General features: G+C 42.7%; 20 protein-coding genes. 15 read left to right on the plus strand and 5 right to left on the minus strand.

From position 1 onward, the window contains the following. Window positions 1–127: 127 nt before the first annotated feature. Window positions 128–430, plus strand: a complete 303-nt coding sequence (locus FPZ44_RS04000) for a YunC family protein (protein ID WP_144987628.1) — start codon at window positions 128–130, stop codon at window positions 428–430. Between the two features lie 102 nt (window positions 431–532). On the opposite strand, the gene mtnA is transcribed toward FPZ44_RS04000, so the two are convergent. Together mtnA and mtnK are read right to left on the minus strand one after the other, a co-directional pair. Further along, window positions 533–1,663, minus strand: a complete 1,131-nt coding sequence (gene mtnA / locus FPZ44_RS04005) for an S-methyl-5-thioribose-1-phosphate isomerase (protein WP_144987630.1) — start codon at window positions 1,661–1,663, stop codon at window positions 533–535. After that, a complete protein-coding gene (gene mtnK, locus FPZ44_RS04010; RefSeq protein WP_144987632.1) occupies window positions 1,660–2,907 on the minus strand; it encodes an S-methyl-5-thioribose kinase in 1,248 nt (415 codons plus the stop codon). The genes mtnA and mtnK overlap by 4 nt, the downstream gene beginning before the upstream one ends. Before the next feature lie 353 nt (window positions 2,908–3,260). Here mtnK and FPZ44_RS04015 point away from each other — a divergent pair, with 353 nt between their 5' ends. From FPZ44_RS04015 to FPZ44_RS26335, 8 genes are all read left to right on the plus strand, one after another. Further along, on the plus strand, window positions 3,261–3,713 hold the full coding sequence (locus FPZ44_RS04015; RefSeq protein WP_144987634.1) for a Dps family protein: 453 nt from the start codon (window positions 3,261–3,263) through the stop codon (window positions 3,711–3,713). Window positions 3,714–3,896: 183 nt separating this feature from the next. After that, on the plus strand, window positions 3,897–4,679 hold the full coding sequence (locus FPZ44_RS04020) for a carbonic anhydrase family protein (protein ID WP_144987636.1): 783 nt from the start codon (window positions 3,897–3,899) through the stop codon (window positions 4,677–4,679). A 501-nt stretch (window positions 4,680–5,180) separates the two neighbouring features. Beyond that, window positions 5,181–5,963 (plus strand): Fe-S cluster assembly ATPase SufC, encoded by a 783-nt coding sequence (sufC, locus tag FPZ44_RS04025; RefSeq protein WP_028594200.1) that lies wholly within the window; start codon window positions 5,181–5,183, stop codon window positions 5,961–5,963. Between the two features lie 36 nt (window positions 5,964–5,999). Beyond that, entirely contained in the window at window positions 6,000–7,310 is a 1,311-nt protein-coding gene (sufD, locus tag FPZ44_RS04030; RefSeq protein WP_144987638.1) for a Fe-S cluster assembly protein SufD, read from the plus strand. Continuing rightward, complete coding sequence (locus FPZ44_RS04035) at window positions 7,307–8,533, plus strand: cysteine desulfurase (RefSeq protein ID WP_144987640.1); 1,227 nt, start codon at window positions 7,307–7,309, stop codon at window positions 8,531–8,533. The genes sufD and FPZ44_RS04035 overlap by 4 nt, the downstream gene beginning before the upstream one ends. Continuing rightward, window positions 8,520–8,939, plus strand: coding sequence for a Fe-S cluster assembly sulfur transfer protein SufU (sufU, locus tag FPZ44_RS04040; RefSeq protein ID WP_144987642.1), 420 nt, complete (start codon window positions 8,520–8,522; stop codon window positions 8,937–8,939). The genes FPZ44_RS04035 and sufU overlap by 14 nt, the downstream gene beginning before the upstream one ends. 58 nt (window positions 8,940–8,997) lie before the next feature. Beyond that, window positions 8,998–10,395 (plus strand): Fe-S cluster assembly protein SufB, encoded by a 1,398-nt coding sequence (gene sufB, locus FPZ44_RS04045; RefSeq protein WP_144987644.1) that lies wholly within the window; start codon window positions 8,998–9,000, stop codon window positions 10,393–10,395. Window positions 10,396–10,747: 352 nt separating this feature from the next. Then, window positions 10,748–11,860 (plus strand): fibronectin type III domain-containing protein, encoded by a 1,113-nt coding sequence (locus FPZ44_RS26335; protein WP_186785906.1) that lies wholly within the window; start codon window positions 10,748–10,750, stop codon window positions 11,858–11,860. Between the two features lie 276 nt (window positions 11,861–12,136). On the opposite strand, the gene FPZ44_RS04055 is transcribed toward FPZ44_RS26335, so the two are convergent. Further along, window positions 12,137–13,246, minus strand: a complete 1,110-nt coding sequence (locus FPZ44_RS04055; RefSeq protein WP_144987646.1) for an HD-GYP domain-containing protein — start codon at window positions 13,244–13,246, stop codon at window positions 12,137–12,139. Between the two features lie 325 nt (window positions 13,247–13,571). Here FPZ44_RS04055 and FPZ44_RS04060 point away from each other — a divergent pair, with 325 nt between their 5' ends. The 5 genes from FPZ44_RS04060 (at window position 13,572) to ytvI (ending at window position 20,217) form a co-directional block, all read left to right on the plus strand. Then, complete coding sequence (locus FPZ44_RS04060) at window positions 13,572–14,396, plus strand: undecaprenyl-diphosphate phosphatase (RefSeq protein WP_418789121.1); 825 nt, start codon at window positions 13,572–13,574, stop codon at window positions 14,394–14,396. A gap of 119 nt (window positions 14,397–14,515) precedes the next feature. After that, window positions 14,516–15,607, plus strand: a complete 1,092-nt coding sequence (locus tag FPZ44_RS04065; RefSeq protein ID WP_144987648.1) for an HD-GYP domain-containing protein — start codon at window positions 14,516–14,518, stop codon at window positions 15,605–15,607. A 57-nt stretch (window positions 15,608–15,664) separates the two neighbouring features. Next, window positions 15,665–17,917, plus strand: coding sequence for an MMPL family transporter (locus tag FPZ44_RS04070; RefSeq protein ID WP_144987650.1), 2,253 nt, complete (start codon window positions 15,665–15,667; stop codon window positions 17,915–17,917). Between the two features lie 20 nt (window positions 17,918–17,937). Continuing rightward, complete coding sequence (gene yfkAB / locus FPZ44_RS04075; RefSeq protein WP_418789122.1) at window positions 17,938–19,095, plus strand: radical SAM/CxCxxxxC motif protein YfkAB; 1,158 nt, start codon at window positions 17,938–17,940, stop codon at window positions 19,093–19,095. Window positions 19,096–19,194: 99 nt separating this feature from the next. Beyond that, complete coding sequence (gene ytvI / locus FPZ44_RS04080; RefSeq protein ID WP_144987652.1) at window positions 19,195–20,217, plus strand: sporulation integral membrane protein YtvI; 1,023 nt, start codon at window positions 19,195–19,197, stop codon at window positions 20,215–20,217. A 116-nt stretch (window positions 20,218–20,333) separates the two neighbouring features. On the opposite strand, the gene FPZ44_RS04085 is transcribed toward ytvI, so the two are convergent. Further along, on the minus strand, window positions 20,334–21,314 hold the full coding sequence (locus FPZ44_RS04085) for a YpdA family putative bacillithiol disulfide reductase (RefSeq protein WP_144987654.1): 981 nt from the start codon (window positions 21,312–21,314) through the stop codon (window positions 20,334–20,336). Window positions 21,315–21,476: 162 nt separating this feature from the next. Between FPZ44_RS04085 and FPZ44_RS04090 the strand changes: the two genes are divergently transcribed. After that, window positions 21,477–22,160, plus strand: a complete 684-nt coding sequence (locus FPZ44_RS04090) for an HAD family hydrolase (RefSeq protein ID WP_144987656.1) — start codon at window positions 21,477–21,479, stop codon at window positions 22,158–22,160. Between the two features lie 118 nt (window positions 22,161–22,278). On the opposite strand, the gene FPZ44_RS04095 is transcribed toward FPZ44_RS04090, so the two are convergent. After that, a complete protein-coding gene (locus tag FPZ44_RS04095; protein ID WP_144987658.1) occupies window positions 22,279–23,433 on the minus strand; it encodes a YheC/YheD family endospore coat-associated protein in 1,155 nt (384 codons plus the stop codon). Window positions 23,434–23,450: the final 17 nt, after the last annotated feature.

Consider the following 23,450-nt stretch of genomic DNA (forward strand, 5'->3'; position numbering starts at 1 on the left):
AATAGTGTTTTTCTTAAAATCAATCGAGGTGAAAAGCTTCCTTTTCAACATATATCCTGTTCCTGCATATGTTGTGGGGACCGTATAAATGCTGCTGGATAGCGGTATAAAAGGAGGTTGCTGACCCGTGGTTCATATTGTGCCGATAACAGAACAGGGCAAGACATTTATCGGAATAGAAGTGCTGCTGCCTAAAACGACATTATTAGTTATAACGTCTGAGCGTGGATATATTATGTGTGGGGCACTTGATGTAGGGTTGCTTAATGAGAAGTTAAAGGATCGCCGTATACTAGCAGGTCGTGCTGTAGGAGTAAAAACGCTTGAGCAGCTTTGGGAGGCGCCGTTGGAATCGATAACCGATGAAGCTGCCAGTATAGGCGTAAAGGTTGGAATGGCCGGTAAAGAGGCCCTGCTTCTTATGTCGTAGAGCTTACTTATGTGTATGAAAAAGGGATGGACGGCAAAATAAAAAGAGCGGGCTTAGGAGTTAGTCCGCTCTTCTTCGAAGCTATTGATATTGTAACCGCTTCTATTCGAAGATTTCTTTTAAGGAAATGTGATAGGGCGACTTAACAATTCCACGCTCTGTAATAATTGCCGTAACTAGCTCATTTGGCGTAACGTCAAAAGCGGGATTAAATACCTGAATATGTTCAGGCGCCGTTCGTTTCCCGAACGCTTCCGTTATTTCTTTTTCATGACGTTCTTCAATAGGAATAAGGTCCCCTGAAGGCGTGTTCAAATCAATAGTAGATATAGGACAAGCGACATAGAAAGGTATGTTGTGAGCTTTAGCTAATACAGCTAGGCCATATGTCCCTATTTTATTGGCAACATCACCATTAGCAGCAACGCGATCTGTTCCGACGATAACGGCTTGTACCCAGCCTTTTTGCATAACCATAGCGGCCATATTGTCACAAATTAAAGTGACATCAACGCCTGCCTGCTGCAATTCAAATGCTGTCAGTCTTGCGCCTTGAAGGACGGGCCTTGTTTCATCTGCAAACACTTTAAGTGAAATGCCACGTTCTTTTGCTAAATAAATGGGTGCAAGTGCAGTCCCATATTTGGCAGTAGCCAATCCGCCTGCATTGCAGTGCGTGAGAATACCCATTCCATCGCTAAACAAAGTTAGCGCATGCTCGCCAATTTGTCTGCATATCTCTTCATCTTCTCGGTGAATCGCGATTGCTTCTTGCAATAGTTGTTCGTTCAGCTGTTCAAGTGGAACTTCTGTATTTGCTAATTCATGAGCACGGGCAGTCATGCGATCAAGTGCCCAGAACAAATTAACAGCAGTAGGGCGGGATGTTGCCAAATATGCAGCATGCTGCTCTACCTGGCGCAGCCATTCCTCAACTTGAACGACTTGGTCGTTGCGAATTCCAATTATAACGCCATATGCGGCAGTAATTCCGATTGCCGGTGCTCCGCGGACAACCATATCATAGATCGCCTGCCATACATCCTGCACGTCAGTAAGGCGAAGGAAATTAATTTCGTTCGGCAATGCTCGTTGGTCCAGAAGCTCAAGCACATCGTCTTCTGACCAGCGGACAGACTGGAGCTGTTCTCCAGTCGTGTGTCCTGAATTTTCACTTGATTCTACATATAATGGGTGTTCCTGTGACGTAGTTGTGCTAGTAGGGTTCGTCAAGATGTATAAACTCCTTTATAAGCATGTTCACATATTGTAAACATCTCTTCAATTGAACGAATGCGGCGATTGGACTTCACGAGTGCTGTACCAAGTTGCAGAGCGATACGCTGAGCACGCAGCTTGGCTGCTTGATCAGGAATGGATCCAACATCAGCTACATGAGCAAGCCCGACGATGCGACGGATCATTTTGCTTCCTGTATATCCAATCGTATCTTGCAGAATTTGTTCCATGTATAAATCTTGATAGCCCTTTGTACGGGATATACGATCAACGCCATGCTCATCCCATAAGCTGCGGAATTTCTCATCGAATCGATTCCATATTTCGCGGATAGTTGATAGCAAATAATTGCGATGTACTTCCCGCAGCTGCTCCTCATGGCTCCAATGCTCATGTCCTGCTGCATTAAGCAGTAAGTTAGCAAATATAGCACCGATATCGAAGCCGATAGGTCCATAGTAGGCGAACTCTGGATCGATAACCTTCGTAGACTGCGGTGTGATGAAAATGCTTCCTGTATGAAGATCGCCGTGCAATAATGCTTGTGCACTCGTAAGGAACTTTTGACGAAGCAATGCAACTTCAAGATGAAGTTTATGATCGGAACAAAGTTTGGCATGATCAGCGAGCAGTTGTTCATCGATATTATTATTTGGTGAATTTGTATATGGATCATCAAAAATAAGATCTTCTGTTATTTTACATAGCTCAGGATTAATAAAGCGCTGCACGTGCAATTTCTTCTCTTGTTGATTCATGCCTAGATCAGATGAGAAGAAAAGGGTATGGGCTAAAAACTCTGAAATATGATCAGCAAATAAAGGATAACGGTTTCCTTCGATTAATCCTTTACGCATAATGACATGATCACTTAGATCTTCCATAACCGTCATAGCCATTGTTTCATCATAGTAATGAACATGCGGTACAAGCTGTGGCACGAGCTTGCCCTGGAACAGCAGAGCATCACTTTCAATACGTGCGCGTTCTAATGTCAGTGGCCAAGATTCGCCTACAACTTTGGCATAAGGCAGTGCCTGTTTCACAATAAGACTTGGTGTATGGGAAGCGGACTCCGAATGAGCGAGTCGTACACGAAACACAAGATTCAAGTTTCCGTCACCAATTTCATCACATATCAAATCATCAGTTGGATAAAATACATTTGTAACAGACCTAGCCACGTCAATCGCTTCTTCGACGGTAAGCGGATGATAAGCAGATGTGTTCTCTGTCATAGGCTATGCGGCACCCCCTGAGCTATAATCATACACGGTGAATAAAGGTATTTCTTGTAAACACGCTTTCGGAATAGTATATAGGATTTTATTTCCGATGGGAATACTATATTTTAAAAATGTTTCATTGTAATTGTAGTCGGGTAAGGAAGTGTAGTGCTGAAGCTATTGAAGGCACGAAACTGCTTGTATAGGAGTAGTGGGAAATACGTAGTAATGTAACAATATACATGGTAGCAATAGACAGGAACATTTTACAAGTTAAAACATGAAAAAAAGTATTGAATTAGTTTCATTTCTATATTAGAATAATTATAAATTAAAAATTAGTTCAATTAACGGAGGTAACAATCATGACAAACGTAGCCGTACAACAAAGCATCCAAACTCTTTTGAATCAGCAAGTTGCCAATCTAAATGTTCTATATGTAAAGCTTCACAGCTATCACTGGTTCGTTAAAGGACCAATGTTCTTCCAACTTCATGAGAAATTCGAAGAGCTTTATAATGAGATCACATTGAAAATGGATGATGTTGCAGAGCGTTTGCTGACGATTGGGGGCAAACCGCACTCCACATTGAAGCAATACTTGGAGCATACAACGATTCAAGAATCTACTGGCAATGAAAATGCAGAACAAATGGTGAAGCAGCTCGTAGCAGACTTGAAACAACTCGTTTCGGAGTTTGAGCAAGCTATGGAAGCAGCTGAAGAAGCAAACGATGAGGCTACTGGGGATGTGTTCCTTGGGATGAAAGCTGATTTCGAAAAGCATGTATGGATGTTTGAAGCTTACTTAGGATAATTCTGGTCAAAATTCAATGCTTATTCAGCACATAATGCTGCATCGATATTAGGCGAGCATATTGCGAGCGCATCCTTATTTGGGATGCGCTTTTTGGCGTTATGGAAATTGTATAACATATCTGTTACGAACTGTTCATACCTATATGATGCTGTATCCTTTACTTAAAGAAGGGATGATGTCATGAGAGGAAGACGAACAAAGTGCTATTTGTTAGCTATTGTATTATCGATAACTGTTATGCTCCCCGCGATGGGGGCAGCTGCTGGAGGATTAACAACGTCTGCGACTCCATGTTCTACACCACCTTCTAATCAAGCCCAATCTCCAATCGTTATCGAGCCTTCCTTTACATTGCTGCCAGCCTCCAAACAAATTTCGTTCTATTATCCAGCCTTTTCTCCAGTCGTTGAAAATACGGGCAGGGAAATTGAGATTTTTGAGAACGTGAGTGAGCCCCCATCTTTAGGAAAAGTTACAGTAAATCATGTTGATTATTATTTAGAGCAATTCCACTTTCACTCCAATGCAGAACATCATCTAAAGTTTTCCCATCAGCCTGCCGTAGAGTATCCACTTGAAATTCATTTTGTTCATAAAGAAGCTCCAGATCCATCAAATCCGAATAAAGTGCGTGGAACAGTCGTTGTTGCTGTATTTATTGAAGCGGGAAGCGCTAGCGGCGAACTTGCAACTATTTTCGATAACTTGCCTACCGTGCCGCATACTACTTATACCCTTAATGATGTGATCAATTTAAATTATTTAATCCCAGAAGGAACGTTTTATCAATACAAGGGTTCGTTAACAACGCCGGATTACTGTGAAGGGGTACAGTGGTACGTATTCGAAGAGCCGATCACATTGACTGCAGCACATATACAAAACCTAAAGGCAATCTATCCCAATAATGATCGGGCGATTCAAGATCGAAATAATCGAGTTATTTATAGAGGTTCGCATTAAGTCTATCGCGGAACTCCCTAGTCGATATGTCGATGAAGGGAGTTTTTCTTATTTCCCACATATAAGGCCGTGGATGATTGGAATAGGAAATAGTATTTTACTGTTTCAAAATAGACTAATCTTTGATTATGTATCGCTCTTATATTTTTTCAAAAGTGTCCGAAAAGTCACAAGTATTGAAAGAATAGATCGTAAGCAAGCATCTGTTGGCGGTATATGTTATAGTTACATGACGGTTTAGCTTGTATAATAGCTGTTTATGATGAAAGTATGGCGAAAATGTCGAACTAGTGCTACTTATATGTTCAATTCGCGAAAGCTTGCTGGAAAAGTTGAAATACACGACCTAAACCTATAAAATCATGTTGAGAATCACTGAGAATCACTTTATAATAAATACTATGTGATAAATGTTATAGAAATTTTGCTTTCTATAATTTGTGAACAACTCATTTTTAATAAAATCAACACTTACTCTCAATTAGTGGAGGTACTACACACATGGCGACTCAATTTGTCATTGATGGTCTGAAGGCGACCATTGAAGGTAAAGAAATTTTGAAAGGTATCAACCTTGAAATGAAGGGCGGCGAAGTGCACGCTATCATGGGACCAAACGGTACTGGTAAAAGTACATTGGCTTCCGCATTGATGGGCCACCCGAAATATGAAGTAACAGATGGTAAAGTTACACTTGATGGCGAAGATGTACTTGAAATGGAAGTAGACGAGCGTGCTCGTGCAGGTCTATTCCTTGCAATGCAATATCCAAGTGAAATTGCTGGTGTAACGAACTCTGACTTCTTGCGCAGTGCTATCAATGCTCGTCGCGGTGAAGGCAATGAAATTTCCCTTATCAAGTTCATCCGTCAAATGGAAGGCAAAATGAAAGAACTTGAGATGAACCAAGAGTTCGCTCACCGTTACTTGAACGAAGGCTTCTCCGGTGGTGAGAAGAAGCGTAACGAAATTCTTCAAATGATGCTGTTGGATCCAAAAATTGTCGTACTCGATGAGATCGACTCCGGTCTTGATATCGATGCTTTGCGTATTGTTGCTAACGGTGTTAACGCTATGCGCAGCGAAGAACGCGGCTTCCTTATCATTACGCACTATCAACGTCTATTGAACTACATCACACCTGACTACGTTCACGTTATGATGCAAGGTCGCATCGTGAAGTCTGGTGGACCAGAACTTGCTCAACGTCTAGAAGCTGAAGGTTACGACTGGATCAAAGAAGAGTTGGGTATCGAAGACGAGACAGTAGGACAAGACGAATAGTCGTAATCAATGACGGACAGGAGGAGCGATAGACCGATGAGTACAGAAATGATCGTACCAGTTGACCGCGAGACGGTCGCAGCTCTCTCCCGCAGCAAGAACGAACCAGCCTGGTTGGCTGAGCTTCGTGTGCAGGCGTTGGAGAAAGCGGCAGAACTAAACCTGCCTATCGTGGAAAAAACAAAAATTGACCGTTGGAATCTTCAAGCATACGGTACGCCAACAAGCGTAAATGCGGTGACAGCGTGGAACGAAGTTCCAGCTTTCATTCGTGAAGTATTTGAAGACGAAGCAGCGGATTTGAATAATGTTGTTGTACAACATAACTCAGGAGCTGTATACAGCCAGCTGCAAGAAGATTTGAAGCAGCAAGGCGTTATCTTTACAGACCTTGAGACGGCTGTACGCGAGCACGAAGCGCTCGTTAAAGAGTATTTGTTCCAAGCGGTTGCTTATGATGAGCACCGTATTGCGGCTATCCATGCTGCATTGTGGAACGGCGGCGTATTCTTGTATGTGCCGAAAAATGTAGAAGTAAGCGTGCCGTTGCAAGCGTTGTTCGGACATGACAATGCATCTGCAACATTTGCACCGCATGTATTGATCGTAGCTGATTCTAACAGCCGCGTGAACTATGTCGATAACTTTATCTCTGCTGAGATGAGCGAAGCATCTGTTATTAACGGTGTAGTTGAAGTATTCGTTAAGAGCGGAGCTCAAGTGAACTATGCGTCCATTCACCATATGGGAGCGCAAGCGGCTGATATTTCATATCGTCGTGCTCATGTAGAGAATGATGGCCGTATTGAGTGGGTCGTAGGTGAAATGCATAACGGTAATGCAGTATCCGAGACGACTTCTATCTTGAAAGGTAACGGCTCCACGTCTGATGCAAAAATCATCTGTGTCGGTAACGGCGAACAGAAGTTGAACATCACGACAAAAGCTGTACATTTCGGTAAGAGCTCTGACTCTCAAATGATTACGCGTGCGGTTATGCGTGAGCAAGCAAGCTCAATCATTAACGGAATTACGAAGATCGAAAAAGGCGCTACTAAAGCAAACGGTGAGCAAACAGAGCGTGTGCTTATGCTTAGCCCTAAAGCTCGTGGAGACGCGAACCCGATCCTTCTTATTGACGAAGATGATGTAACTGCTGGTCACGCTGCTTCTGCGGGACAAGTGAACCAAGAGCAAGTGTTCTACATGATGTCTCGTGGTATTAAGCGTGAAGATGCTGAGAAGTTGATTATTCGCGGATTCTTGGATCCAGTCGTAACAGAACTCCCTAACGAAGAACTGCAAACATTGCTTCGTCGTTATATCGAAAGGAAGTTAGGACAATGATAGGACGCGAACTTCGTGAGCAGTTTCCCATTTTGCATCAGAACGTTAATGGATACCCGTTAGTGTATTTGGATAGCGCGGCTTCTTCACAGAAACCGCGTACTGTTATCGATGCAGTACGGAAGTACTATGAGTGGGATAACGCCAACGTACACCGCGGAGTGCATACTCTTGGTTCACGTGCGACGGACGCTTACGAAAGTGCGCGTGAAAAAGTAGCGCGATTCATCAATGCGAAGAGCACGGATGAAATTGTGTTTACACGTGGTGCGACAACGGCATTGAATCTAGTTGCTTCTTCCTATGCACGTTCTGTGTGTGGGGAGGGTGACGAGATTGTCATTACACCAATGGAGCATCACGCCAATCTAATTCCTTGGCAGCAGGCAGCAAAAGCAACGGGAGCTACGTTGAAGTACATTCCGCTGCAGCCGGATGGAACGATTGCACTTGCAGATGTTGAAGCTACCGTTACGGAACGTACAAAAGTCGTTGCGATGACTCATGCTTCAAACGTGCTTGGCGTCATTAATCCGGTTAAAGAAGTTGCTGCTATTGCTCATCGACACGGAGCCGTTATGGTTGTGGATGGCGCACAAAGTACGCCGCATATGAAGATTGACGTTCAAGATTTGGATTGTGACTTCTTTGCGATTGCAGGACATAAAATGTGCGGCCCAACTGGAATCGGTGTATTGTACGGCAAGAAGGCGATACTGAACAAGATGGAACCGATTGAATTCGGCGGCGAAATGATCGACATGGTTGATCTTTACGAGTCCACTTGGAAAGATGCGCCTACGCGTTTCGAAGGCGGTACACCTATCATCGCCGGTGCAGTCGGATTGGGCGCAGCGATTGATTTCTTGCTGGAAGTTGGTATGGATGCGATTCATGAGCATGAGCAGAAGCTGGCTTCACTTGCATATGATAGACTCTCGGAGGTTGAAGGGATTACGATCTACGGTCCATCTACAAACCGTGTAGGTCTTATCACCTTTAATCTGGATGAAGTTCATCCGCATGATTTGGCAACGGTTCTTGATGCAAAAGGAATTGCAATTCGTGCAGGCCATCACTGCTGTCAGCCGTTAATGCGCTGGCTTAAGGCGAGCTCAACCGCACGTGCGAGCTTCTACTTGTACAATACAGAGGAAGACATTGACCAGCTCGTTAAAGGATTGCTGGAGACGAAGGAGTATTTTAGCGATGCAATTGGATGATCTGTACCGTCGCGTCATCATGGATCATTACAAGCAGCCACGCAATCGTGGTTTGTTTGAAGGCGATGCGGTGACGATCGATCTGAACAACCCAACTTGTGGAGACCGTATTTCCTTACAGCTTAAGGTAGAAGACGGTATCGTACAAGATGCTCGTTTTACGGGAGAAGGCTGTTCGATCAGTATGTCAAGTGCATCGATGATGACTCAGGCTGTTAAAGGTAAGTCGTTTGAAGAAGCACTGGAAATGGCTGAAAAGTTCTCTGCCATGGTAAAAGGTGAAGAAGTTACCTTTGAGGAGGAAGCGGAGGATATCGAAGCTCTATCAGGAGTGTCGAAATTCCCAGCACGAATCAAATGCGCAACACTCGCGTGGAACGCATTGCGCAAAGGTATTGAATCATAGATCGAAGTCAGTTGAGCCAACAAGGTTCAGGTGACATTACTGAAGGAGGTATACGGTGATGGCTAAATCAATGCCGGAAATGGAAGAGTATAAGTATGGCTTCCGAGATAATCACCAAGCGATTTTTCAATCGGGTAAAGGCTTAACACCTGAAGTCGTACAAGAAATTTCGCGCATTAAGAACGAGCCACAATGGATGCTGGACTTCCGTATGAAGTCTTTGAAGCAGTTCGAGAAAATGGAAACACCTCGTTGGGGCGGAGACTTGGATGGATTGGACTTCAATGATATCCAATACTATGTTCGTCCATCTGAGAAACAAGGTAAGACGTGGGAAGAAGTTCCTACGGAAATCAAAGAGACGTTCGATAAACTTGGTATTCCTGAAGCGGAACAAAAGTTCCTTGCAGGTGTATCTGCTCAGTACGAATCTGAGGTTGTATACCACAGCATGCAAAAGGAGCTTGAAGATCAAGGCGTAATCTTTACAGATACGGATACTGCTCTTCGTGAGCATCCTGAAATTTTCAAAGAGTACTTCGGTACTGTTGTTCCAATCGCAGACAACAAATTCTCTGCTTTGAACAGTGCGGTGTGGTCCGGCGGAAGCTTCATCTACGTGCCTAAAGGCGTGAAGTGTGAAATTCCATTGCAGGCTTACTTCCGTATCAACTCGGAAAACATGGGTCAGTTCGAGCGTACGCTTATCATCGCAGACGAAGATAGCTTCGTGCACTACGTAGAAGGTTGTACAGCTCCTGTCTACAGCACAAACTCTCTTCACTCTGCAGTTGTTGAAATCATCGTGAAGAAGAACGCTCGCGTTCGCTACACGACGATTCAGAACTGGGCACCAAACATTTATAACTTGGTTACAAAGCGTGCTGTATGCGAAGAGAACGCAAATATGGAGTGGGTTGATGGTAACATCGGCTCCAAGTTGACAATGAAATACCCTGCAGTTATTTTGAAAGGTCGCGGCGCTAAAGGTTCCGTACTTTCCATTGCTGTAGCAGGTAAAGGTCAACACCAAGATGCGGGTGCTAAGATGATTCACTTGGCTCCAGATACAACATCAACAATTGTATCCAAGTCGATCTCGAAACATGGCGGTAAAGTAACATACCGTGGTCTTGCTCAATTCGGACGTAACTCCGATGGAGCTAAGTCGAACGTAAAATGTGACACGCTTATCCTTGATAACGAGTCCACTTCCGATACAATTCCGTACAACGAGATTCTGAATGACAACATCACGCTTGAGCATGAAGCGACAGTATCTAAGGTATCTGAAGAGCAACTCTTCTACCTAATGAGCCGCGGATTGACTGAAGATGAAGCAACTCAGATGATCGTTATGGGCTTCATCGAGCCATTCACGAAAGAATTGCCGATGGAGTATGCGGTTGAGATGAATCGCTTGATCAAGTTCGAGATGGAAGGCAGTATTGGGTAACTTATTAGGAACTATAAGTTTCTGATTTGATGTACAAATGCCTATAATGTATCCCGTAATATAAACACAAGTAATTGAAAAAAAGCGTGCCCGAATGTTTCGGGTACGCTTTTTTTTTCTATGCTGCTCCAGTGCTTGTATATACAAGGAAATCATGTTATTCAAACGAAACTTAAATTTTTTATATTTCAATGTAAACCTATATGCTAACAAGCAGAAAAACAAAAAAACGCTTCAAAATAGAACTAAAAGTAAAATAATGTTATATATGATTATTTTTGAGATTTAATGTTTAGACATATCAATTGAAACCATATACTTTATAGGTACAACAGAGAAAAGAGGATAAACAATGAATATTAAGAAGTTAGTGTCTTCATTATTAGTAGCTTTTATTTTTACCTTGAGTTTAGCTGCGACAACTATTAGTGCTGCAAGTGGAAAAACGATTGAAGGAATGCTAGGTCATTCAGCGCCAGTTGGTACAATCGCAAAAGCTAATAACGTTTATAGCGATCATATAGCAGCCAATGTAATAGACGGTGATATTAAAACTAGATGGAATGCTTCTCTTTCAAAGGCTGAGATAGAACTGGTTTTTCCAAAGGCAATTGAATTAAATTTTGTTCAGTTTGCTACGAATGCAACTCCACCGGTTTCTGTACAATATACAATTTTCGGATTGCTAAATAACCAATGGGTGAAAGTAAGTGAACCAACTACTCTTTTACTAGAAGGTTTTAATTCGATTAATCCACCTGTTGCAATTAAAAAGGGGACATATGAAGGAATTAAAATTGCAGTAGATGGTAAAACATCGTGGGCTGCAATTAATGAACTTACATTTGGAAATGCGGAGTCGATTACCCTTAATGCTCAAGCAGGAGATTCAACTGTCAATCTGAACTGGAACCCTATTGCTGGTACAGAGAAATATGTTATTAAATATGGCACTGAGCCTGGAAAGTATACGGAATCCATTACGGTTACTAAAGATGTATATGATAACTTCCCGGTTCAAAATTTAATAAATGGTACGACATATTATTTCCAAGTAAGCTCTATTGTGAAAGAGAAAGAATTTATTATTTCCAATGAAGCTTCCGCAACGCCAGTTAAAAAAGAAGAAGAGTCAAAACCAGAGGAACCAAAGCCCGAAGAGCCTAAGCCTGAGGAACCAAAACCAGAAGAACCGACTGATCCTGAAGAGTCACCAGGTGCACGTGCAATACTTGTCGTGACGATGATTAATGGACTTGAAAAAGAATACGATCTACCAATGAAGGATATTCAAGCATTTTTAAATTGGTACGATGCTAGAGATAAGGGAGTCAGTACAGCAAAATCAAAGTTTTTAATTAATAAATACGATAACAATAAAGGGCCGTTTAGATCGAGAGTGGATTATGTAATCTTCAATAATATTCTTATGTTTGAAGTTAATGAGTATAACGAAAAAATATAAGCTAAGTATCTAGAAAAGATTAAAAGGGCTTAGTTCGTTTATTGTATGAATGATAGCGCAAGCAAGGCAGACACATGAAGTGACTGCCTTGCTTTTTTGATGTAATTTATCATAATTTGAAATTCATATCCGAATCGTAATTTGATTGTGATGCGTCTTAATGGAAGTCCCTCTCAAACAATTAGATAACGAAAAAAGATGACTACTACTTATACTAAATAAGTGAAGTCATCTTATTTGAACCATATAAAATTACATTCTTCTTAATTCTTGTCCTTATACATATACATAATCGATATCCAGATCGCGATTGGCCGTAAGATCGATAAATTCTTGTTCAACTCTAATAAGCGGCCTGAAAAATTCAGTCGCGTGATTCATAACGATGATGCCGTCACGACCATCTGTTAATTTTACACGTTTATGAAGGAAGTTAGGTAGCATGTAGCGGATAAACGTATGTGTAATAATCGGATCGAGCTTCGAGAAGCTCAGTTGGTACATTTGCTTCAGTACCGTTAGTAGATCTTTCTTATCTTGATAAGTACGAGAAGATATCATTGCGCTGTAAACATCAGCAACAGATACGATCTTGGCTACCAGGTGTATGTTGTCACCTGTGATCCCTTCTGGATATCCAGTGCCGTCGATACGCTCATGATGCTGTAAGGCAGCAATTGCGATCCACTTGTCTTCATAGGTAGAACGGATAATTTGATAGCCTGCAAGTGGATGAAGCTTCATTTGTTCATATTCTTCTTGTGTCAATGGGGCAGGTTTGTTTAAAATATCACGATCGATTTGGCACTTTCCTATATCATGCAAATATCCGGCTTTCCCGATACGCAGCGCATCTTCCTTTGTATGGCCAAGCCATGTTGCTAAATAGTAGGACAACATCCCGACTTGGACAGAATGCTGGCAGGTGTAATCATCTTGTGAATTAAGGCGAAGGAGCAAGGAAACGACATCCCGTTCTTGTTGAAATTGTTCCAGCAATGGGGTAATCGTATAGTCCACAGCTTCTTGTACGAGGCGCCCGTTCGTAAGCGCATGATGAAACAATAGATTCGTTGATTTGACTGCATCTTGATAGTAAGGAAATAGTTTCTCGTAGCTGTTTGCATGATTCGAAGAACTTGAAATTGAATCGGTAGAACTAGGTATAGTGGCTCTTGTTGTTGGAGTATGAGTTAGATGATCTTGTGGTGAGTGAAATGGTGTAGGGGCTATGATGTCTATATCGTCAATCAAATGACCGATAAGGATGCCGATGTCTCTTTCTCTTAGTACTGTACCCGCAGAGAGTACATGAACACCATGTTGGTTGAAGACATCGTTCTGCAAAATGTCTCCAGCTTGCAGATCATTCACATGTACACGCATCGTGCGCTTCACCGTTCCTATTCGTAAATTTGTGATTTCATCATATCAATAATTTCGGGGTCTATCAACAACATTTACCAATTAAAGATAGAAGCTTGTCGTATTTATTAAAAATTTGTCAAATGATGAAAGTTTGAATAATAGACAAGAAACTGCTTACATAGCTCTAGTTAACTTGCTTATTCATAGAGTTTTAGTAGGTTTTCTGCTATGCTTGTTATGTGCACCCTAGATGCACATGACAGGCGATATATCCACATTAAGACTGCAATAAATCCCAGTAACCATGGATGCCATTACATTTTTGGAGAAAGAGGGAGTACGCATGTTGACTGTGTTAATCGCTGTTATTTTAGGAATGGTAGAAGGATTAACGGAATTTATTCCTGTATCATCGACAGGGCATATGATTTTGACAGCTTCATTTATTGGATTAGATGAAAATAATCCGTTGCTAAAAACGTTTATGATTATGATTCAGTTGGGTGCTATTTTGGCGATTACAATTGTATATCGGGACCGATTATTAGCCATGTTCAGACTTCGTCCTGTCACTGTAGCTAGAGGCGCGGAGAGAAGCGCTAGTTTGAATCTTGTTCATGTGGGGCTAGGTATTTTGCCTGCGCTGGCAGTTGCTTTTTTTGCAAAAGATTTCATTAAGTCCTTGTTCAGTGCAAGTACAGTGATGTGGGCGTTGGTTGTGGGCGGGATTTTTATGTGGTTGGCTGAATCGTTCAGTTCCAAGCGTGAACCAACGGCACATACTATCGACCAAATTACATATAAGCAAGCGTTATTAATTGGCGTATACCAGATAATCTCTGTGCTATGGCCTGGATTTTCACGTTCTGGTTCAACCATATCCGGTGGATTGCTGAGTGGAGTAAGTTATCGCGCATCCGCGGATTTTTCATTTTTAATTGCGATACCTATTATGATCGCTGCAACCGGCTATGAATTGCTTAGCAATTATCAATATATAAGTGGCGACGGTCTCGCGGTCTTCTTATTGGGATTCATCGTTTCATTTATAGTAGCTTACATTGTCGTTATTTCTTTCCTTAAATATATACAAGCTATCAAATTGAAATACTTCGCTATTTATCGATTCGCACTCGCTGGTCTGTTCTGGCTCATCATTATGTATTGACATAAGGCCAACACCAACATCATATCGCCATAATGGTAGCGACTATATGGTATGATGGTAAGATAACTCCTTGCGTGTGGAACGAATATCATCTTGAAAGAATCAGGGGTTGACTGACAGTGCGGTGGATACCGATTATGAATTGCCGTCCCGGCATGAGACTTGCTAAAAAGATCTATAATGAAGAAGGTATGGTTCTGCTTCAAGAACAAGTTGAAATGACGGATACTTTTATTCGTCGTTTGATTGAAAGGGACGTATCTTATATTTATGTAGAAGATGAGCGAACGGAAGGAATTGTAGCTCCCGATCTATTAAGTGATGAAACTAGAATTATGGCTAATAAAGCGATTCGCCAGCAATTCATGCAGCATATGTCTGACGGACGCGCTCGCAAGCGCAGGCTTGATCATGACATGGATGCTACCGTATCGGGAATGCTCGACAATCTTGTTCATGATATTTCGAAGCACAATAAAGCGATGGTGATGTTGAATGATATACAGACTACGGATCACTACGTATTTCGTCATTCCTTAAACGTATGTGTGTATACGACACTGTTTGGCGTATATCATGGCTATGAACGAGACCAGCTTAAGTTGCTTTCGATGGGGGCGCTTCTGCACGATGTTGGTAAGATGCATTTAGATCCTCTTATTCTTAATAAGACGAGTCCACTTACAAAGCTTGAATTCGATATGATTAAGAAGCATGCGGAATACGGATATCGCATTTTGAGAGAAGATCCTAATATTCCGCGCATTGTTGCCCATTGTGCCTATCAGCATCATGAGCGTTTGAATGGATCCGGATATCCAAGGGGCTTAACGTCTGATAGCATCCACGAATTTGCGAAATGGATTGCAATTGCGGATTCTTATGATGCGATGACAACGAATCGTATTTATCGTCCAGCGATGCTGCCACATGAGGCGTTGGAAATTTTATATACGGGGTCGGGTACTCTTTATGAACAGTGGATGCTATCTCTATTTAGGGATCGAATTGCTGTTTATCCTCTTGGCATGTCCGTTAAGCTAAGCACAGGTGAGATCGGTATCGTAGCCGAAATCAATTCAGACTACCCGCAGCGTCCGATTATAAGAGTTTTGTATGATGCGGAAGGAGCTTCAGTTCCCCTAGGAACGGAGCTGGATTTGTCGCAGCTTCTTCATATTATGATTGTAGAAATGGTCGATGTAGAATAGAAGAAAAAATGCCAGAACTGAGTGAAGAATAGCATCAAGTGCTTGGGAGGAATCGAGTTGCGCGAAACGGATGAACAAGGGCTTTTTTGGAAATGGGGACATTTCATTTATCGTTATCGTCGAGCCGTATTCGGAGTGTGGTGTGCCATTTTTATAGGTATGGGAGTGTTTGCTGTACAGGCTCCTTCCATGCTCAAAGATAATGGCTTTACTCCAGTTGGCAGTGATTCAGATCGAGGATTGAAACTGATGCAGGAGCAGTTGCAGATCGCACCAGTGATGTTTGATATTGTATATGAGAGTAGTAATGGTGAATCATTATTATCAGAGCCTAAGCGGGCACAAATAATGGATTCATTATCAGAATTACAGCAAACATCTTATGTATCTAGTGTTTCTTTCCGAGATGTTGGAAGAAGCGAAGCGCGAAACGATGTTACAGTTGTTACCGTTACAATGAATCTCGAAGCAGACGAAGCAATTGAGAAATTTGCGTCGATTCGTAAGCTCATTCCAGATCCACCTGATATTAAAGCTTATGTTACAGGCAGTACAGCGGTTTTCTATGATGTTCAAGAAGCGAGCAAACGCGATATTATAAAGTCTGAAATTATAGGACTTCCTATCGCTTTGATTGTGCTCTTGCTTGTATTCGGTACATGGCTTGCGGGTGTACTTCCGCTTATTGTTGGGATGCTGAGTGTAACGACGACGTTGGGCATTATTTATTTTATTGCTCTAGGGACTGACTCTTTGAGCAATTTCCTTCCTAATATGGTTAGTATGTTAGGGTTGGCGGTTGGTATCGACTACGCATTGTTCATGGTTAGTCGATTTAGAGAAGAGCTTAACGTACAGGTCGATGTTGGACAAGCGGTTGCGATGACTTCGCAAAAAGCAGGGAAATCCATATTCTTTTCAGGAGTAGCTGTTCTAATTGGACTTATCGCAATGGCGTTTATTGATCTAGCGCTATTCCAATCCCTTGCTCTAGGAGGGGTTCTCGTCGTATCGATGTCTGTCATTGTAGGGAACACGTTGTTGCTTGCTTTACTTGGCATGCTCGGCGAACGAATTAATCGTTATGCTGTTATACCAAAGCGATGGAGAAGTCGGAAGCAGGATCAAAACCATGATGGAAGCGGCAATCCATTTTGGGGGCGTGTTGCTTATGCTGTCATGAAGCGTCCGATACCGATTGTACTGCTGCTATGTACGGTGCTTATTGCTTGTGTATGGCCGATATTGAACATGAATATAGGTATTCCAGATGCAAAAATGCTGCCGCCTAAATATGAATCCAGGTACGGCTCGGATCTTATGGCAGAAGTGTATGATGAGCGAGAGCTAAACCCGATTCAATTGATTGTGAAGGCAGAACAGCCTTTCCATGAAGAGCTTACAATTGAGGCAGTGGCTAAGCTGACTGAAACTCTAAAGGGCGTTCAAAGTGTTCAACGTGTAGACAGTTATTTAACTGCTCTGCCAAATTTGCCGAACACGCAAGCGAAGTCGCAAGCTTTGAAAAATGATCAATTACAGCAGCAATTGAAGGACAGTCATCTTGTAAATGATTCCTATATGCTAGTAAGTGTAGTATCTAATGTAGGCGCAGATGGGGAAGAGGCTTATGATCTAGTACGTAACCTTCGCGCAATTGCCCCCGCTGACTTGGACATATTGGTTACTGGAACCGCTGCTTACCGACTAGACATTGTAGAACGAATCACATCTGCTCTGCCGTATGTGGTACTATTTATATTGGCAGTAACCTATGTCGTATTGTTTATTGCATTCCGTTCTGTCATATTGCCATTGAAGGCAGTATTTATGAACGTGCTTAGCTTAGGTGCGAGCTTAGGTATCGTCGTGCTAGTCTTCCAGCATGGATACATGGCGGATTTGTTACAGGTAACATCTACAGGAATTGTAGTAGCGATGCTGCCTGTTATCATTTTTTGTGTAGTATTCGGCATATCTATGGATTATGAGGTATTTTTATTATCTCGTATAGCGGAAGAGTATGAGCGTACAGGGGATAATGAGCGAAGTACAGCCGAAGGCTTGAAGAAGACAGGAAGTATTATTACGAGTGCAGCATTTATTTTAATCGTTGTCGTAGGGGCATTTATTTTCACAGACAATGAATTGATGAAGGCGATTGGCCTTGGATTGTCGGTATCCGTGCTGCTGGACGCCACGCTTATTCGATTGTTCCTCGTACCCGCTCTTATGAAATTAATGGGTCGAGCCAATTGGTGGGCACCGCGTTGGGCAAAGTCTGCATCTTCAAAGGATACCGTCGAATAGAGGAAGAATAGGTGAGTGAAATGAGTAAAGAACAGCATGCGAATGTGTCGGTGATTACGCCGCCGGCCTTACAACCAATAACACCTCAATATGACCCTTGGGATCCGATTCGATCACTAAGACTATATGGAGAGCACAAACTTACAAGTGTAGAAATGACCGTAGCTCAAGTATGCAACATGCGTTGCGAGCATTGCGCGGTGGGACATACACTTGTGATGCGTGAGCCAGATTTGCTTCCGCTTGATGTGATGTTGAAGCGTCTTGACGAGGTAGAGCATTTGGAGACGATAAGTATCACGGGTGGAGAACCTACTTTCCATCTTTCTACGGTGAAAGATTACGTGATTCCATTACTTAAATATGCAAGAGAGCGAGGCGTGCGCTCTCAGCTAAATTCTAACGTTACTTTAGACTATGGACGCTATGAAATGATAGCTCCGTACTTGGATGTTATGCACATTTCATTCAACTATACGAATGTGGAAGATTTCCGCCAAGTTGGATTTGTGCATCGTGACCGTGATTTATCCAATAACTTAACGGTGAAGTTTTATGAGCAGATGATTGATAATACTCGTCGTTTAGTTGAGGGTGGGCTTTTTGTATCAGCGGAGTCTATGATCAACTATCGAACGCATGACAAGATGAATGACATTCACCAGCTCATTTATGAGATGGGATGTCAGCGACATGAAGTTCATCCGATGTATCCGAGCTCATTTGCAGAACATTTGCCAGTATTGTCGCTCAATGAGCTGCGTCAATCCATTCATCGCTTGTTAGACTTCCGTCATCAAGATATGTGGATGTTGTTCGGGACGCTTCCATTCTACGGATGCAGTGTAAATGAAGAAGATACGAAGCTTCTCCAACGATTGTATAGCGAGAAAAAAGTAACGGTACGTAACGATCCAGACGGGCGTAACCGTTTGAATGTAAATATGTTCAATGGAGATGTATTTGTTACAGACTTTGCCGATATTCCTTCCTTCGGCAGCATTTATGAGGATAAACTCGAAGCTATATTCGACAAGTGGCTTCTTCATCATCCATTGTCCAAAACGGTAGATTGCTATTGTCCGCAAGCCAGCTGCTGTGGGCCGAATTTACTCGTGGCGGATATGTATTATCCTAATGTAAACTTCAAGGAGCGCAAGGCAGTCATTTCTGTGTAGAGCGTGATAAGCAGAAGTGAGCAGCAATGAGATATAAGCAACGATAAATGAACGATACGATAGTCGAATTGTAAGATGAATGGATAAAGGAAGTGAACTATGTCGTTCAAACATTTGTTTTTAGCTGCAGTGGGGCTGCTGTTGTTGTACGGTTTGTTTACCGTCGGCGCTCCTTTCTTGCTGGCTTGTGTAATCGCAATGGGATTAGAGCCGTTGACAAAGGCATGGATGCGCTGGTTCAAGTGGGGCCGCATTCCGGCTGCTGTACTAAGCTGTACACTATTTACCCTGTTCTTGCTGTCAGGGATGTATTACATCGTTGTTCAGATTGTTAAGCAGCTAGTGGAGTTAGTCAAAAATTCTCCTACGTATATTGAAGGAGTGCGCGTATGGCTTGAGCAGACGATGTCTGAAGCGCAAGTCAATATGCCTGAGCATTGGGAAGGCATGTTTGAGCAGCTATTTGTTACGGTGACTGGTCATTTGCAAGATGCTGCAGCGACCGTTTCTGCTAAGGCGGTGTCTTTAGCAGGAGTGCTTCCGAATATGTTTATTTTCTTTATCGTATTTATGGTTGCTTTGTTCCTAATCAGCTTTAGCTTGGATCGCACGCGTCCAGCTATATTGCATTTCTTTGATAGCAAGTCCCATAATCAAGTGAATCAAGTTATTACGACGTTAAAAAGCTCAGTATTCGGTTTTGTCAGAGCGCAACTTATTTTGTGTTTGTTTACATACGTGATTACACTATGTGGACTTTTGATTCTAGACACGGGTTATCCGCTTGCTATTGCACTGCTCGTTATGATCGTAGATTTGCTTCCGATACTAGGTGTTGGATCAGCGCTAATGCCATGGGCTGTTTATTGTATCGCTACAGGTGATCTATTTACGGGAATTGGCCTTGTGGTCATGTTCATCGTTATTACGGCATTGCGTCGTATCATTGAGCCAAAGGTAGTCGGAGATTCCGTGGGAATCGGAGCTTTGCCTGCACTTGTTAGTTTGTACGTTGGTTTCAAATTGGTTGGAGTCATTGGATTCTTCATTGGACCGCTCGTCGTTATTGTTTATAACGCGATACGTAAAGCTGGCTTAATGGAGATTAAAATTAAATTCTAACTAACAATAGAGCTGTCCCTAATGTGCATGTTGCGCGAGAGGGGCAGCTCTTTGCTTATAGGATCAATCATTGAATCATTGCTAATTTGTGAAAGGTCCTCGTTGTACAATCTTTACTATTGCAATAAATGCTGTGCGATCCACTTGCCATGATCCCGACCTGTCTCAATAAATATTTCATTAGCATTTTTACCCGATGCAATTACACCTGCTACATACAGGCCGGCAATATTAGTTTCCATCGTATCAGGATTGAATACGGGTTTATCACCATCCTCTTGGAGCTGTACACCAAGTTGGCTTAACATCTTCCTGTCGGGTCTAAATCCAGTTAGTGCCAATACGAAGCTGCAGGGAAGATTATACAAGGATTCACCTTCATCGGTTTGCTCCCGAATGATAACCTTATCCGACATAATCTCTTGTACTTGCGAGCTTATGCGCAGAGAGATAGCTCCCTTCGCAACCATGCTTTCAAAAATGGGTTTAACCCACGGCTTTACACTTCCTGATAATGCTGCACCACGGGAGACTACGGTGACCTTTGCTCCTACCCTCATTAATTCCAGAGCTGCATCGACTGCGGAATTGTTGGCACCGATTATGACAACTTGTTTGCCGGCGTATGGATGGGCTTCTTGGAAGTAATGAGAAACATGGGGAAGCTGTTCTCCTGGTATGTTCAGCATATTGGGATAATCAAAATATCCAGTGGCGATGACGACATTTTGAGCCTCATAGTGAAGTTCATGTCCGCTAATCGTTTTTGTTACTAGTTGAAATTTGCCGTTTGCTTCATGGACAGAAGTAACTTCCTCATAAGTGCAAATATTTAATTGATAGCACTCAGCAGCTTTACGATAATATACGAGTGCTTCATGACGATAAGGTTTGTCATTTGGCGTTGTAAATGGCAGATTACCAATTTCCAAAAGCTCAGGTGTACTGAAAAATTGAAGATGCGTCGGATAACGATAAATAGAGTGAACTAGGCAGCTTTTTTCAATGACGAGTGCTTCAATGCCTGCACGCTTCAGCTCGATTGCTGCGGATAGACCGCAGGGGCCGGCACCGATAATGATAACGCGATGTTTCATAGTGGTTATGCCTCCAGGGCGAAAGGATATTTTCTTGATCTTGTAAATATCGTAGCAGAATTAATAGGATAAGCCAATTTGTACATCAACTACGCTTATGTAAGATTTATGATATAGTAAAGTGGTCTAGATGAACTTGATAGAAGAGGACGGGATGCGGATATGAAGAAACCAGAAGCAATTATATTTGACATGGACGGCACATTATTCAAGACAGAGACATTACTCGTTCCGGCCTATCATCGTTTGTTCGACCGATTGCGTGCAGAGGGATTGTATACAGACGAGACACCTCCGGTAGAGCGTATTCTTGGAAGCTTAGGAATGTTATTAGAGGAAATATGGAAGCGGGTTATGCCAGATGCTTCTGAGGAAGCGCGAAGAAGAGCAGATGAGCTTCTGCTGGAAGAAGAAGAGCGCGGACTTAAGAGCGGTGGCTCAGAGTTGTATCCGAATGTAGTTGAAACGCTACAAGCATTACGTGCGCACGGGGTAAAGCTGTTCGTAGCGAGCAACGGTCCTGCACCGTACGTGGAAGGTGTGGCACGTGCCCACGGTATAGCAGATTATTTTGAAGAGCTTTATAGTGCAGGTGGAAGGAAAACCGCATCTAAGGTTGATCTCGTTCGTATCTTGTTAGATGAACACCAAATTAAGAGCGCATGGATGGTTGGTGATCGCTCTTCAGATATAGAAGCAGGCGCAGAGAATGGATTGGGAATTATCGGATGTGCATATGCAGGATTCGGTGCCAATGAGGAACTGGAAGGTTCTCATGTTCTTATTCAGCATTTTGAGGAGTTAGCACAGCTTTACGAGACAAGTGAAGAGAAGCAAGCTGGGTAACCCTAGGACAAATAGTGCAAGGCGCAGACACATTCGAGTGTCTGCGCCTTTTATATTTCCATGTACAACGTATGAGCTTGCATGAATAGATTGCTCTCGCTCTCTCTGTGAGTCGTTGTTAATCTTGAACGGTTTCGACGGGGATCAGATCTTCAGGATTGCCGCGCATCAAAGCTTGCTGTTGCTGTTGGTGAAGCCAGAGCGCGTATTGTAAAGGTTTTATTAATGATTTGTGGTACGTATCTTGATCGCCGATAAGTTGAAATACTTCCCGAGAAGGTTTTGGATTTACTTCTAACATCCATATCTTCCCGTTCTTATCTATGGCAAGATCAAGTGCAAGCTCGCACAGAGCTCCATATTTACGTTCAAGATAAGAAGCAACTTCGATGCCCATTTTCTCTGCTTCCTGTTTCACTTCTGTTATAAGCTGCTCATCACCGATCCAATTGCGCAGCATTTCATCCATAGGAATAGCTTCGCCGCCTCCGTGTAGGTTGGAGGTGATGCTTTTAGCAGCTCCTATTCTGCCTGCACAGCCCGTTAATGTCCAGTTTCCTGTCTCGTCTTTTTGCACGAGCATGCGATAATCATGAACACGACCGTTCGGCAAGTTCAGCGATATTCCTTGCTGCACGATATATCGCCCGGTAGCACTCCATGAATTGAGCCTAGCGGCAAGTTGTGACCATGTCATACGTTGCGGGCTAATAATTTTACGCTTCTGATCCCTTCCTTGTACAAACAGCATAAAAGTAGGGGCCAGTCGCTCTACTCGCAAGATGCCCCTGCCGCCGGTACCGTTAATTGGCTTCATGTAAATGAGGGAGTGTTGCTTAAGCACTTGTTGTGCGTCAGCGAGCGAGCTATATAACTTCGTTTGGGGCAGGAACTGACGTAGATAAGAATCTTCAGAAAGTACTTGGTGAATGGTCCATTTATTACGCAGTGGTTTGTTCAAATACAGTAAATCAGGGTACCTTTTTCGGAAACGGCGAAGCTGTTCAAACCGAGAGCTGTTCTGAAGTCTACAACGGTCAAATATGACGTCAGGAAACGTGGTCCATTGCCGAAGCCACCGGTTTTTATCGTGATGGTATACCATGGAGTAGATTCGATGTTTCCTGTGATCGACATCTTGCGGCGTAAACACAAATACATGAAGACCGATGGATTGGCCTGCCGTTATCATTTTCTGATAAATGTGACGCTCTTCAAGATGTTTATGCTCGTTTAAGTATAAAGTCAAAATGCCCAGAACCGGTTGTGCCAATTGCCTTCACCTTCTTC

Source organism: Paenibacillus agilis (genome assembly GCF_007786455.1).
In the GTDB taxonomy this organism is placed as follows: domain Bacteria; phylum Bacillota; class Bacilli; order Paenibacillales; family Paenibacillaceae; genus Paenibacillus_B; species Paenibacillus_B agilis.

What these genes read in the sequence shown, in the direction of transcription:
- sufU (WP_144987642.1), top strand. Translation starts at nt 8,520, where the DNA reads ATGCAATTGGATGATCTGTACCGTCGCGTCATCATGGATCATTACAAG.
- FPZ44_RS04090 (WP_144987656.1), top strand. Translation starts at nt 21,477, where the DNA reads ATGAAGAAACCAGAAGCAATTATATTTGACATGGACGGCACATTATTC.
- sufC (WP_028594200.1), top strand. Translation starts at nt 5,181, where the DNA reads ATGGCGACTCAATTTGTCATTGATGGTCTGAAGGCGACCATTGAAGGT.
- mtnK (WP_144987632.1), bottom strand. Translation starts at nt 2,907, where the DNA reads ATGACAGAGAACACATCTGCTTATCATCCGCTTACCGTCGAAGAAGCG.
- yfkAB (WP_418789122.1), top strand. Translation starts at nt 17,938, where the DNA reads ATGAGTAAAGAACAGCATGCGAATGTGTCGGTGATTACGCCGCCGGCC.
- FPZ44_RS04085 (WP_144987654.1), bottom strand. Translation starts at nt 21,314, where the DNA reads ATGAAACATCGCGTTATCATTATCGGTGCCGGCCCCTGCGGTCTATCC.
- sufD (WP_144987638.1), top strand. Translation starts at nt 6,000, where the DNA reads ATGAGTACAGAAATGATCGTACCAGTTGACCGCGAGACGGTCGCAGCT.
- FPZ44_RS04060 (WP_418789121.1), top strand. Translation starts at nt 13,572, where the DNA reads ATGTTGACTGTGTTAATCGCTGTTATTTTAGGAATGGTAGAAGGATTA.
- ytvI (WP_144987652.1), top strand. Translation starts at nt 19,195, where the DNA reads ATGTCGTTCAAACATTTGTTTTTAGCTGCAGTGGGGCTGCTGTTGTTG.
- sufB (WP_144987644.1), top strand. Translation starts at nt 8,998, where the DNA reads ATGGCTAAATCAATGCCGGAAATGGAAGAGTATAAGTATGGCTTCCGA.
- FPZ44_RS04055 (WP_144987646.1), bottom strand. Translation starts at nt 13,246, where the DNA reads ATGCGTGTACATGTGAATGATCTGCAAGCTGGAGACATTTTGCAGAAC.
- FPZ44_RS04015 (WP_144987634.1), top strand. Translation starts at nt 3,261, where the DNA reads ATGACAAACGTAGCCGTACAACAAAGCATCCAAACTCTTTTGAATCAG.
- FPZ44_RS04035 (WP_144987640.1), top strand. Translation starts at nt 7,307, where the DNA reads ATGATAGGACGCGAACTTCGTGAGCAGTTTCCCATTTTGCATCAGAAC.
- FPZ44_RS04020 (WP_144987636.1), top strand. Translation starts at nt 3,897, where the DNA reads ATGAGAGGAAGACGAACAAAGTGCTATTTGTTAGCTATTGTATTATCG.
- FPZ44_RS26335 (WP_186785906.1), top strand. Translation starts at nt 10,748, where the DNA reads ATGAATATTAAGAAGTTAGTGTCTTCATTATTAGTAGCTTTTATTTTT.